General features: G+C 32.5%; 12 protein-coding genes and 1 riboswitch. Of the genes, 7 read left to right on the top strand and 5 right to left on the bottom strand.

The annotated features are described in order from the left end of the window. Nucleotides 1-5 precede the first annotated feature (5 nt). A complete protein-coding gene (gene purH / locus AST02_RS05840; RefSeq protein ID WP_069816439.1) occupies nucleotides 6-1,484 on the top strand; it encodes a bifunctional phosphoribosylaminoimidazolecarboxamide formyltransferase/IMP cyclohydrolase in 1,479 nt (492 codons plus the stop codon). 23 nt (nucleotides 1,485-1,507) lie between these two features. Next, nucleotides 1,508-2,746, top strand: a complete 1,239-nt coding sequence (gene purD, locus AST02_RS05835; RefSeq protein ID WP_069816437.1) for a phosphoribosylamine--glycine ligase — start codon at nucleotides 1,508-1,510, stop codon at nucleotides 2,744-2,746. Nucleotides 2,747-2,879: 133 nt separating this feature from the next. Here the strand turns inward: purD and AST02_RS05830 are convergent, their stop codons facing one another. The 4 genes from AST02_RS05830 to graF all read right to left on the bottom strand — a co-directional run bounded on the left by AST02_RS05830 (nucleotide 2,880) and on the right by graF (nucleotide 6,311). Next, nucleotides 2,880-3,686, bottom strand: a complete 807-nt coding sequence (locus AST02_RS05830; RefSeq protein WP_069816435.1) for an energy-coupling factor transporter transmembrane component T family protein — start codon at nucleotides 3,684-3,686, stop codon at nucleotides 2,880-2,882. Beyond that, nucleotides 3,679-5,100: an ABC transporter ATP-binding protein gene (locus AST02_RS05825; RefSeq protein ID WP_069816433.1), complete on the bottom strand. Its 1,422-nt coding sequence runs from the start codon at nucleotides 5,098-5,100 to the stop codon at nucleotides 3,679-3,681. Before AST02_RS05825 ends, AST02_RS05830 begins: the two co-directional genes overlap by 8 nt. 12 nt (nucleotides 5,101-5,112) lie before the next feature. Further along, the gene (locus AST02_RS05820; RefSeq protein ID WP_069816431.1) at nucleotides 5,113-5,688 is read right to left on the bottom strand and encodes an ECF transporter S component; all 576 of its coding nucleotides are present in this window, start codon (nucleotides 5,686-5,688) and stop codon (nucleotides 5,113-5,115) included. Between the two features lie 83 nt (nucleotides 5,689-5,771). Next, nucleotides 5,772-5,873, bottom strand: a riboswitch (TPP riboswitch). A 303-nt stretch (nucleotides 5,874-6,176) separates the two neighbouring features. Then, nucleotides 6,177-6,311, bottom strand: coding sequence for a glycopeptide resistance-associated protein GraF (gene graF / locus AST02_RS14450; protein ID WP_218086511.1), 135 nt, complete (start codon nucleotides 6,309-6,311; stop codon nucleotides 6,177-6,179). Nucleotides 6,312-6,566: 255 nt separating this feature from the next. Here graF and auxA point away from each other — a divergent pair, with 255 nt between their 5' ends. The 5 genes from auxA (at nucleotide 6,567) to ptsP (ending at nucleotide 11,989) form a co-directional block, all read left to right on the top strand. Beyond that, nucleotides 6,567-7,868, top strand: coding sequence for a lipoteichoic acid stability factor AuxA (auxA, locus tag AST02_RS05815; RefSeq protein ID WP_069816429.1), 1,302 nt, complete (start codon nucleotides 6,567-6,569; stop codon nucleotides 7,866-7,868). Between the two features lie 204 nt (nucleotides 7,869-8,072). After that, on the top strand, nucleotides 8,073-9,242 hold the full coding sequence (locus AST02_RS05810) for a class I SAM-dependent rRNA methyltransferase (RefSeq protein WP_069816427.1): 1,170 nt from the start codon (nucleotides 8,073-8,075) through the stop codon (nucleotides 9,240-9,242). A 57-nt stretch (nucleotides 9,243-9,299) separates the two neighbouring features. Then, nucleotides 9,300-9,842: a DUF697 domain-containing protein gene (locus AST02_RS05805; protein ID WP_069816425.1), complete on the top strand. Its 543-nt coding sequence runs from the start codon at nucleotides 9,300-9,302 to the stop codon at nucleotides 9,840-9,842. Nucleotides 9,843-10,005: 163 nt separating this feature from the next. Beyond that, complete coding sequence (locus tag AST02_RS05800) at nucleotides 10,006-10,272, top strand: phosphocarrier protein HPr (protein WP_069816423.1); 267 nt, start codon at nucleotides 10,006-10,008, stop codon at nucleotides 10,270-10,272. Between the two features lies 1 nt (nucleotide 10,273). Next, entirely contained in the window at nucleotides 10,274-11,989 is a 1,716-nt protein-coding gene (gene ptsP / locus AST02_RS05795) for a phosphoenolpyruvate--protein phosphotransferase (protein ID WP_069816421.1), read from the top strand. Nucleotides 11,990-12,210: 221 nt separating this feature from the next. Here the strand turns inward: ptsP and AST02_RS05790 are convergent, their stop codons facing one another. Continuing rightward, nucleotides 12,211-12,441, bottom strand: a complete 231-nt coding sequence (locus tag AST02_RS05790; RefSeq protein ID WP_069816420.1) for a glutaredoxin family protein — start codon at nucleotides 12,439-12,441, stop codon at nucleotides 12,211-12,213. Nucleotides 12,442-12,533 lie beyond the last annotated feature (92 nt).

Raw genomic sequence — 12,533 nt, 5'->3', positions numbered from 1 at the left:
ACAAAATGAAAAAAGCAATTTTAAGTGTGTCTAATAAAAGTGGTGTTGTGGCATTTGCCCAATCCTTAAATGAATTAGGGTATGAGTTATATTCTACAGGTGGCACGATGCAATCTTTAGTAGAAGCAAATGTTCCAGTAAAATCAATTTCAGAATTAACACAATTTGAAGAAATTATGGATGGAAGAGTTAAAACATTACATCCATCTGTTCATGGAGGTATACTAGCTGATCGAGATAAGCCAGAGCATTTGCAACAATTAAAAGCGCAGCATATTGATCTTATAGATATGGTGGTAGTTAATCTATATCCATTTAAAGAAACTGTAGCGAATCCTGATGTTACAGAAAGCGATGCAATCGAAAACATCGATATCGGTGGACCAACTATGTTACGTGCTGCAGCTAAAAACTTTAAACATGTCACGACAGTCGTACATCCAGCAGATTATAATGAAGTTATTGAAAAACTGAAAAATGACGATTTGGATGAAGCATACCGTAAGTCACTGATGATCAAAGTGTTTGATCACACAAATCAATATGATGCAGCAATTGTTGAATTCTTTAAAGATAATAAAGAAAGTCTACGCTATGGTGAAAACCCACAACAATCAGCACAGTTTGTTCGTACATCTACTGCAGCGCACACACTTGGAGGCGCCAAACAGTTACATGGTAAACAATTAAGCTATAACAATATTAAAGATGCAGATGCAGCTTTATCACTTGTTAAGCAATTTGAACAACCAGCGGCAGTAGCAGTAAAACATATGAATCCTTGTGGTGTAGGTGTTGGAGAATCAATTAATGATGCTTATCAATATGCCTTTGAAGCGGATAGTCAATCTATTTTTGGTGGAATTGTCGCTTTAAATAGATCTGTAGATAGCACGTTGGCAGAAACTTTACATGAAATATTCTTAGAAGTTATTATTGCTCCAAAATTCACACAAGAAGCATTAGACATTTTAAGTAAAAAGAAAAATATACGACTTTTAGAAATTGATATGACGATTGATAACAGTGAACAAGAAGTCGTGTCTGTTTCAGGTGGCTATTTAATACAAGATAAAGATAATGTGAAATTAACACGTGACGATATGAAAGTAGTCACAGAAGTTGAACCTACCGAAGCGCAATGGGATGCAATGTTATTAGGATGGAAAGTGGTTGCATCTGTGAAAAGTAACGCAATCATTCTCAGTAATGCGAAACAAACAGTCGGAATTGGCGCAGGACAAATGAACCGTGTTGGGTCAGCAGAAATCGCCATAGAACGTGCGATAGAAATGAATGATCAGGTTGCAATGGTATCAGACGGTTTCTTCCCAATGGATGATACAGTTGAATTGGCAGCTAAGTCAGGTATCAAAGCGATTATTCAGCCAGGCGGTTCAATTAAAGATCAAGCATCTATTGATATGGCAAATAAATATGGTATTGCAATGGTAACTACAGGCGTTCGACACTTTAAACATTAAGGGAATTGGAGGCAATAAACTTTATGAAAGTACTCGTAATTGGTGCAGGTGGCAGAGAGCACGTTATAGCGCACAAATTGAAGCAATCACCACTTGTTAATGAAATATTTGCAATCCCAGGTAATGACGCAATGTCGAATGTTGCACAGGTACATAGTGAAATAGCAGAAACAGAACATGAACAAATTGTAGCATTTGCACAACAACATGATATTACATGGGCAATCATTGGCCCTGAGCAACCTTTAACAGATGGATTAGCTGACAAATTAGAAACTGCACAAATAAAAGTATTTGGACCTAATCGAGCAGCTGCACAAATCGAAGGTTCAAAATTATTTGCTAAAGAATTAATGAAAAAATATGGTATTCCAACTGCTGAATATACAGAAATTACAAATAAGCAAGATGCATTAGCTTATATTCAATCATGTGAGTATCCAGTTGTATTGAAAAAAGATGGATTAGCAGCAGGTAAAGGGGTTATCATTGCGGAAAGCTATGAGGAAGCATTATCAGGTGTAGAAGAACTTTACCCGGAAGAAGAAGGCATTGTTGTTTTTGAACAATTTCTTGAGGGTGAAGAATTCTCGTTAATGACTTTCGTAAATAATGACTATGCTGTGCCATTTAACTGTATAGCGCAAGACCATAAACGGGCATTTGATGGTGACTTAGGTCCGAACACCGGAGGTATGGGTGCGTATTGTCCAGTGCCTCACATTGAGGATGCTATTATCAAACAAACAAATGAAGAAATTGCACAGCCTATTGCCAAAGCATTGGTTAGTGAAGGCTATTCATTTTTTGGTGTACTATACATTGGAGCAATTATTACTGATGAAGGACCAAAAGTAATTGAGTTTAATGCCCGTTTTGGTGATCCTGAAGCTCAAGTACTTTTAACACGTATGGAAAGTGATTTAATGCAGCATATTTTAGATTTAGAAGCTAAAAAACCAATTCTTTTTCAATGGAAAGCCGATTCTGTAGTAGGCGTTATGCTTGCATCTAAAGGTTATCCAGCAAAATATGAAAAGGGTAAAACTGTTTCAGGTTTCGATTTAGATGGTCAATACTTTGTGAGTGGATTAAAAAAAGAACAAGATATATATGTGACATCTGGTGGGCGTGTTATTCTGGCCTTAGGTGAAGGCAAAGATATTGCAAGTGCTAAAGCTAAAGCATATGAAGCGGTCGATAAAATCAAAAGCAATGCATTGTTTTATCGAAAGGACATTAGTGATAAAGCACTTAAATAACAATTAAAGTAATTTATATATAGATATTTTGAATTATATAAATTGAATAAGTTATCAAAAAAGCGTTAAGACAAAGTGGTTTAAGTTTTGTCTTAACGCTTTTGTGTTTAAATTACATGGACAGTAATGTAATTTAGTAAATACTTGAAATACGCACATCATTAATTCCTGTGATTGGAACATATTGTGCTAGGAAATATGCAACAATTAAAATAGAACTTACAACTACGATTAATAAAAGATCTTTATACGAGAAAGGTGCATAATAATAGTATGTTCTAGGTCCGTCTTTAAATCCTTTCTTCTCCATAGCAACTGATAATTGATGCGCTTTTCTAATGTTTTGACTTAGTAGTGGTATTACAAGATGTTTTAAACGTTTAAAGCCTCTGTAATTACGTGAATCAATCATTTGATAGCGCATTTTCAATGATTTTCTGAGTTGAAATAATGAAGTGAACATTAAAGGAACCATTCTAATTGCTGCCATAAATGCATATGCTATTTTAGGTTTAACTTTGAGATGTTGCATAAGACTATAAAAAATCATGACGATTTGTGATGTGAAGGCAATTAAAATTCCAAAAAGAGAAATGGTTGTCGTACGCATTGCTAAGTGCAAACCACGATATAAACTTTCGGTAGTAATTTGAATAAAGCCTAATTTAAATATTGTATGTGTGCCATCACCATAGAAAATCATGAATAAAGCAGATATCAAACTAAAAGTGATAGTAAAAAGTATGAAAATAAAAGTGATTTTGAATTGCAATCCATTAAATAAAAGTAGAAATATCAACATTAATAACATTATATAGAGCATGTAATCAAATTGATGTACAAAGATAACAAAGAAAAACAAAATGACTGCCATTGCTAATTTAGTAATAATGTTGACGTCGTCAACAAATGAATAGTGTTTTTTCCATATCTCAAACATAAGTATCACCCTTTAGTTCAGTTAATTGATGTTGATCGACATGGAGTCTTCGGGTTGGATACCGTGCAATAATTTCTGAATCATGCGTTACCATTACAATCGTTTGTCCATTTTGTATACGTGTTTGGAATAATTTAATAAGGTTAAATGTATTATGACTGTCGAGACCAAAGGTAGGTTCATCAAGTAAAATAAAGTCAGAAGATGAACTTAGAGCAATTGCAACGCTTAGACGTCTTTTTTGACCCATAGACAGTTCATATGGATGTTGTGATTTAACTGCTTGTAAATTAAGTATTTCAAGCATATTCTGTGTTTCTCGCTCAGCTTCAACAGTTGAACGTGTTTTATTCTTATATTGAATGTAAATTTCATCATATACAGAATGAGTAATAAATTGTAATTCGGGATTTTGATAAACTAAATACATATGCTTTGCGGCAGTTTTAATTTTTGATAATGCATGATTGTTAAAATACATTTTCCCATCATATTTAATGAGTTGCATCATCGATTCTAATAAGGAAGTTTTGCCGCTACCATTTGAGCCAGTGATGGTGATCCATTCGCCAGCACAAATGTTTAATTCTGATATGTTAATCAGTTGCTGTTTACCTCGTTTAATCAAGCCGTTTTTAAATTTAAAGGTATCATCTGATTGTTGCGTAGTTGAAACATGTTGTGTTTTTAATGATGGTGGGGCGGATTGCCAAGCATTAGGATGCCACACACCATATTCCGTTAATAGATGCTCATAGTCATGCAATATCTTATTAGGAGGTGCATCGGCTATTATGGCACCATCATAATTTAATAGAATGACACGATCAACATGTTGCCAAATATGTTCTACTTTGTGCTCTACAATTAATACAGTTTGGTCATGCCACAATGCTTTTATTTTTTGCCATAAATCCGCAGTTGCATCAACATCTAGCATTGCTGTTGGTTCATCTAAGAATAGGGTGTTTGCTTGTTGCAACAAAGTTTCTGCAATTGCTAATTTTTGTTTCATTCCACCGCTTAATTGATTAATATGTTGATTTTCATCGACATTTAAATCTACTGCTGATAAGGCAGATTGAATACGGCTTTCCATTTCATCGCGTGGTACACGCAAGTTTTCTAAAACAAAAGCGAGTTCCTCATATACTTTAGGCATACAAAATTGAGTGTCTGGATCTTGAAAAATAACACCACAATCCTCATCAATTTGTAATTCATCATATTTCATAGGTAAATCTATAAGATTAGGAACGATACCACTTAAAACGTTTAATAACGTACTTTTACCTGAACCAGAAGGACCTAAGAGCAATACTTTTTCTTTGTCTTTTATATGAAGGGTTAAATTATCAAATATTTTATTATGACCGTTAGGGTATTTTAAACGTAATTTTTTTGTGACTATCAAGTTTATTGCTCCTTATAAATTGTCGTAATCGCTCTGAGTTGCAGGTCTGAATAATTTAGTGACACCAGTTTGATCTAAGGCTTTCACAATATAGTAAGATAAAAGGCCTGCTACGACAATTCCACTTATAAGTCTAAATACTATATATAATGCAAGGTTCCAACCAGCTATTTCACCGAGATAACCATAAGCAAAATCTAATGGCAATGTTGATACTGAAGCCAAGAAACCGGCTAACATTGCAACCATTGCTGAGCGAGATTTATATCTGAAAAGCGCAAAGATGAGTTCACATGCTAATCCTTGTATTAAAGCATAAACCATTGTAGCAATATCAAAACGGCCCATGACAATCGTTTCACCAGCACCTGCAGCAAATTCGGCTAAAATAGCGATACCTGCTTTTGGAATAATAAGATAAGCTACAATAGCTGCCATAAACCAGGCTCCGTAAGTTAGTTCTTCAAAATGAAGCCCTGTAACTTGTAGTGCTTTATAGACAAAATTCCAAATGTTATAAATGACGGCGAAAACTACTGCTATTAATACAGTTACTAGTATCTCAGAAAGTTTTAATCCTTTTGACATATATACTCCTCCTATATAAAAAAACGCACAACCTTCTAGAAAGGTGCGCGTTAAATACAGGCATACGGATACCATCTTTTAATAAGTATCGCAGTACACTTTCCTACGCTAGTTTAATCTAGATCAGGTTCAAAGGGTTTGAGGGTATACCTCATCTCAGTCACTAAACACCCCTAGTGCGAATGATTATTTAATTTAACTCTAATGTATGATTTTTAATCACTTCTGTCAAGGTTGTAAATGAAGCTAATCAAAAATATTATGTATTTTTAAAATATATTTAGCCTTCCACTACTTTAAAAAAACTATATGTTTCATGTTAGGCGGAAAGTGAGGGAATATGGCAGAAAACTAAAAAAAGAGCGAAACAGCAATCAAAAATTTGATTCTGCATTTTCGCTCCCACAAAGTAGAATAGCTATCAAATAGCTACTACTAGTATAATAATTAAGCCAGACACAGGTATTGATGTCTAAGTGATACTTTTATTAATCAAAAGTATCTTGAATATTTTTTTGCGTTTCTTCGCTATTTTTTTCAGATGAATCTTTTTCATCTTTTAATTTATCTTCAGTTTCTTTAGCTTTTTCAGCTGCTTTTTTATTTAATTCTTCTTTGCTCATAAACAAAACACTCCTTCATGTTTAATCATCTATACAACCTAAATACCACGAAGAGCAAAGGGCTAAACAAAAGTACTTAAAAAATGGAGGAGAAAACTGTAAAATTAAAAGTAATATTAAATAAATTGTTTAGAGTAAAGGTATATGTGGAAATTTGACTATACAACTAATTTATATCATACTATAGACTTATTTATTGAGATTATTAAAGACAAGAGCTAAATGTTAATATATAATAACTTTGAGGTGAATGGTATGTCTTTTATGAAGAAACACGCTGAGATATTATATAGTTATATTATAGGCATCGTTTCGCTTTTCACAGGTCTCATCATTTTAATTAATTTACCAATGATTCATAAATTAAATGGCAAAGGTAAAATTGATTTACACATTCATAATGTATGGGATTTTATAAACGCATTTTTTGCTGAAATAATTAGGGTAATGAGCAATTACATAGGGAATTTTCCAGTAGTTAGCGCCATTTTAATAATTATATTTGGCATTGGATTAATTATGCTAGGAATGACTTTATTTAGAACAACACGATATGACTACGATATTTCAATATTCTTTTTAGTTATTGGTATTCTCTTCTTTATCATAACGCTAATCTTGATGACCCAAGTTTATAGTTTTTTCGCTATTATTTTCGTAATACCATTTGTGATTCACATTGGTTATATCGTTTATAAAGATGAGTTAAATAAAGAACATAGAAAATATCATTATTTATGGATTATTTTCAGTTATGGGTTTAGTTATTTGATAACACAATTGGTGTTATATGGAAGAATTGAGAGTGATGAAATTATACCAATTGACATCTTAAGCGTTAACACATTTTTCATAATTATGTGGTTACTGGGACAAATGTCAATTTGGAATTTCTTATTCTTAAGAAGATCATTACCATTAACAAAACAGGAATTAGGCGAAGAAGAACCAGAATTATCTAGAACGAGTAAAGACACTGTAACGAACCAAACGATGGAACGTTGGAAAACTTTACAAGACAAAACGACAGAATTTACGCGTAAGACTCGTAGAAGTGTAGATATTCAGAAAGCCAGAGATAAGAAAGATAAATTTATTGAAAAATGGAAGAATATTATTGATATACAAGAAGATGATGTTCCAAATTGGATGAAGAAACCAAAATGGATTAAACCTAGTTATGTAGAATTATTTTGTGGCGCGGTTTTATTATTCTTCACATTAATTGAATTTAATAATAGAAATTCATTATTTGTTTCTGGTAATTGGGAGATTGGCCAAACGCAATATGTCATTGAATGGATAACGTTGTTCATCTTAATGATTATCATCATTATTTATATTTTAACGACATTGACGAATTATTTGAAAGGTCGATTTTATTATCTACAATTATTTATGGTAAGTTTATTATTCTTTAAATTATTTACTGAATTTATGAATATTATGGTTCACGGATTATTACTTTCAATATTCATTACACCGATTTTAGTTATGATGTTAATTGCAATTGTAGTAGCGTTTATAATTAAATTACGAGAACCTTCTAGAGATTAAAAACTTAATAATGTTGTTTAACGAACCTATCTTCCAATCGGTTGGAAGATAGGTTTTTTTATTAAGAAAGTTTAAGAATGACAAATACTTAGTCAAAACGTTTGAGTTAAATGAATATTAATGATGTTACGATGTACTTGAAATGATAAAATAGGTAAGCGACAGATAAATATAAAAAAATAGTAGAAAGGCTGACATAATTTTATGAAAACTGCCACATTAAATAGAGGTAAAGAAACAAAATATTTAAATGAATATCCATTGGTAAGTGAAGATGATATTTACGCACATGATCACTTACATGAAGGAGATTTATTTCAGCTACTAAATGATAAAGATCAGTATATTGCAACTGCGTATGTTGGACGTCAACATAAAGGCATCGGTTGGGTATTGAGTTACTCACGTGATGAAGTGGTTAATACACAATTTTTTGAAAAATTATTTGATATTGCGAAAAAAGAACGTGAATATTTTTATAATGTAGAGGGCACAAATGCATTTAGAGTATTTAACGGCGAAGGTGATGGTGTTGGTGGTCTCACAATCGACAACTACAATGGTCATTACTTAGTTCAATGGTATTCTAAAGGAATCTATAAGTTCCGTTATAATATTTTGAGTGCACTGAAAGCAATATTCGGTTATACGTCAATTTTTGAAAAATTACGTTTTAAAGATGCCGCTGTAGAAGGTGGCTTCGTTGACGGAGATGCACCAGAATTTCCAATTGTCATCGAAGAAAACTTCACATTTTACAATGTACATTTAAACGATGGACCTATGACAGGTATCTTTTTAGATCAAAGAGAAGTAAGAAAGAAATTAAAAGAGCAATACGCGCAAGATAAAAATTTACTAAACTTATTCAGTTATACAGGGGCATTCTCAGTTGTAGCTGCAGATAATGCAGAGATGACAACAAGTGTTGATTTAGCTAACCGCTCTCGTGCGCTTACTGAAAGTAATTTCGGTTTAAATTCTATAGACCCGGCGTCACAATATATTTATGTTATGGATACTTTTAATTTCTATAATTATGCACGTCGTCATGATTTCTTCTACGATACAATTGTGATTGATCCACCAAGTTTTGCGAGAAACAAGAAAAAAACATTTTCTGTATTAAAAGACTACGATAAATTAATCGTTAGTGCACTGGATATACTAGGTCCTGAAGGTACATTACTATTATGTACAAACAACAGTACATTTTCATTAAAAGCATTTAAAAATGTAGTTACGGAAACGTTAACTAAAGAAGAAGTGGACTTTGAAATTATTGATGTTATGGGCTTACCAAAAGATTTTAAAACGCATGCACACTACAAACCTTCAAAATATTTAAAAGCGATTTTTGTAAAAATACAGTAAAGTGTGAAAAAACGGGTATTATTCTTAGTGTATAGAAATTACTAAGGAGTGAATATAATGGGTTTTAAAAATAAAATCACAAATAACGTTACACAAAAAGTAGGAAACAAAGTTTTAAATATAGAAGATATAAAAAATAAAGGTAGTATACCATCAACATATAACGAAATTGAAGAGCGTCGCCAACGTGCAGAGGCTTTAGTGAGAAAAAAATCAATGCTATCATCTGGCGTAAGTGTAGTACCTATTCCAGGTTTAGGTTTCAGTGTAGATATTAAACTTATGAAAGATGTTATCGAGGACGTAAATAAGATTTATGGTCTTGATCATAAACAAGTTAATACAATGGGAGACGACATGAAAGAACGTGTGCTAACTACGGCGGCAATTCAAGGTAGTCAATTTATCGGTAAAAAAGTATCAAGTGCTATCCTCAAAGTAGTTATTCGTGATGTAGCGAAACGTACTGCAGCAAAACAAACGAAATGGTTCCCAGTAGTAGGTCAAGCAATCACTGCTTCTATAAGTTATTATTTCATGAAAAAAATAGGCAATGATCATATCCAAAAATGTGAAAAAGTTGTTAAATCACTCGTGTAAAACTACAGCGTTTTCACAAATTGTTAAATAATCGCTGAATATTGTCATGACATGGGTGCAAGGAATTGAATTTATATATATAATTTGGTAATCTTATTATATAAAACTATGTTAGGTTTTATAATAAACTAACGATTCTAACTATACGAAGGAGAAATAAATTATGGAACAAAAATCATATGTAATTATCGATGAAACAGGTATTCACGCTCGTCCAGCGACAATGCTTGTTCAAACTGCCTCAAAATTTGATTCAGATATTCAATTAGAATATAACGGTAAAAAAGTTAACTTGAAATCAATCATGGGTGTTATGAGTTTAGGTGTAGGTAAAGATGCTGAAATCACTATCTACGCTGATGGTAGCGATGAAAAAGACGCAATCGAAGCAATCACTGAGATTTTATCTAAAGAAGGATTAACTAAATAATATGTCTAACTATATAAATGGTATTGCTGCATCTGATGGTGTAGCGATTGCCAAAGCATATTTATTAGTTGAACCAGATCTTTCATATAATAGTGAAAAGATTACAGATACCGACGCTGAAATTGCTAAGTTCAATGATGCCATCGAAACATCTAAAGTTGAATTAACAAAAATAAGAAATAACGCTGAAAAAAATCTAGGTGCTGATAAAGCAGCAATTTTTGATGCTCATTTATTAGTTTTAGATGATCCAGAGTTAATTCAACCGATTGAAGACAAGATTAAAAATGACCAAGTTAACGCACCAACTGCATTATCTGAAGTAACTGGACAATTCATTACTATATTTGAAAATATGGATAATGAATACATGAAAGAACGTGCTGCTGATATCCGTGACGTTTCTAAACGTGTGTTAGCACATATTTTAGGTGTAGAGTTACCAAACCCAAGTATCATTGATGAAAGCGTTGTTATAATCGGAAACGATTTAACACCTTCAGATACTGCTCAATTAAATAAAGAATTCGTGCAAGGCTTTGTAACAAATATTGGTGGAAGAACATCACACTCAGCAATTATGAGCCGTTCTTTAGAAATTCCTGCAGTTGTAGGTACAAAATCTATTACTAAAGACGTTAAACAAGGCGATATGATTATCGTTGATGGATTAACTGGTGAAGTAATTATTGATCCTACAGATGATGAAGTGATCGCTTATGAAAATAAACGTGAACGTTTCTTCGAAGATAAAAAAGAATTACAAAAATTGCGCAATGAAGAAACAAAAACAATTGACGGTAAACATGCTGAATTAGCTGCAAACATCGGTACACCTAATGATTTAAAAGGTGTTATTGAAAATGGTGCAGAAGGTATTGGTTTATATCGTACGGAATTTTTATATATGGGTAGAGATGAAATGCCTACTGAAGATGAACAATTTGAAGCCTATAAAAAAGTTTTAGAAACGATGGAAGATAAACGTGTTGTTGTACGTACATTAGATATCGGTGGCGATAAAGAGTTACCATATTTGAATCTACCTGAAGAAATGAATCCATTCTTAGGTTATCGTGCGATTCGTTTATGTTTAGACCAACCTGATATTTTCAGACCGCAACTTCGTGCATTATTACGTGCATCTGTTTACGGTAAATTAAATATCATGTTCCCAATGGTTGCAACAATCAATGAGTTCCGTGATGCTAAAGCATTATTACTTGAAGAAAAAGAAAACTTAAAACAAGAAGGTACAGAAGTTTCTGATGATATTGAATTAGGTATCATGGTTGAAATTCCTTCAACTGCTGCATTAGCAGATGTCTTCGCAAAAGAAGTTGACTTCTTCAGTATTGGAACGAATGATTTAATTCAATATACAATGGCGGCTGACCGCATGTCTGAACGCGTTTCATACTTGTATCAACCATACAATCCTTCAATTTTACGTTTAGTAAAACAAGTGATCGAAGCATCACATAAAGAAGGTAAATGGACTGGTATGTGTGGCGAAATGGCAGGCGACGAAATCGCTATTCCATTACTATTAGGCTTAGGATTAGATGAATTCTCAATGAGTGCTACATCAGTACTTAAAGCGCGTCGTCAAATCAAAGGTTTAAGCCAAAATGAAATGGAAGAATTGTCACAAAGAGCAATTAATTGTGCAACTTCTGAAGAAGTACAAGAACTAGTTGAGCAATATGCTAAATAATAAATAATAATTGAACATTTGAGTTCGAAAAAAGCTGATAGACCACTTATAGTGGCGCTATCAGCTTTTTTATTTTGCTATGAATTAAAAAAATTAAGAATTAATGTAGTAAGTCATTGCATGTTGTTAAACAGTAACTTTGTAATAACACTAAAAATCATATAGTTTAGAAAGTGAAAGATTTACTCATTCAAATGTAGGATAGCTACATTGTTTGATGATTATTCTATATTTAAAGTACGGTTGATTTTATCAATATCAATTTGGTACATCGGCTCATTATTCAACAAGATAAAAGGTGTGGCGAAAGCATCATAGTCTATCATTTCATTTCTATATTTGGAATTTGAGATGTTTTTTTCGCTATATAACACGCCTTTATCTGACAAATAGTTTTTAATAAAAGTACAAGGTGGGCATTCATTTTGCGTATAAATAATTATTTGATCCATTAAAACTCATCCTTCCTATTTTAAATTCGATATACTTTAATATAAGAAACTTTTTAAATTATTACAAATCTTTGACTTACATGCAAGTGGTC

Origin of the sequence: Staphylococcus equorum (genome assembly GCF_001747895.1) — a bacterium.
GTDB lineage: Bacteria > Bacillota > Bacilli > Staphylococcales > Staphylococcaceae > Staphylococcus > Staphylococcus equorum_A.
The sequence above is the reverse complement of the archived record's forward strand: the minus strand, read 5'-3'. Positions and strand labels throughout refer to the sequence as shown.

Excerpts from the sequence above, each read along its gene's own strand:
- purH (WP_069816439.1), top strand. The coding sequence starts at position 6 with ATGAAAAAAGCAATTTTAAGTGTGTCTAATAAAAGTGGTGTTGTGGCA.
- purD (WP_069816437.1), top strand. The coding sequence starts at position 1,508 with ATGAAAGTACTCGTAATTGGTGCAGGTGGCAGAGAGCACGTTATAGCG.
- AST02_RS05830 (WP_069816435.1), bottom strand. The coding sequence starts at position 3,686 with ATGTTTGAGATATGGAAAAAACACTATTCATTTGTTGACGACGTCAAC.
- AST02_RS05820 (WP_069816431.1), bottom strand. The coding sequence starts at position 5,688 with ATGTCAAAAGGATTAAAACTTTCTGAGATACTAGTAACTGTATTAATA.
- graF (WP_218086511.1), bottom strand. The coding sequence starts at position 6,311 with ATGAGCAAAGAAGAATTAAATAAAAAAGCAGCTGAAAAAGCTAAAGAA.
- auxA (WP_069816429.1), top strand. The coding sequence starts at position 6,567 with ATGTCTTTTATGAAGAAACACGCTGAGATATTATATAGTTATATTATA.
- AST02_RS05810 (WP_069816427.1), top strand. The coding sequence starts at position 8,073 with ATGAAAACTGCCACATTAAATAGAGGTAAAGAAACAAAATATTTAAAT.
- AST02_RS05805 (WP_069816425.1), top strand. The coding sequence starts at position 9,300 with ATGGGTTTTAAAAATAAAATCACAAATAACGTTACACAAAAAGTAGGA.
- AST02_RS05800 (WP_069816423.1), top strand. The coding sequence starts at position 10,006 with ATGGAACAAAAATCATATGTAATTATCGATGAAACAGGTATTCACGCT.
- ptsP (WP_069816421.1), top strand. The coding sequence starts at position 10,274 with ATGTCTAACTATATAAATGGTATTGCTGCATCTGATGGTGTAGCGATT.
- AST02_RS05790 (WP_069816420.1), bottom strand. The coding sequence starts at position 12,441 with ATGGATCAAATAATTATTTATACGCAAAATGAATGCCCACCTTGTACT.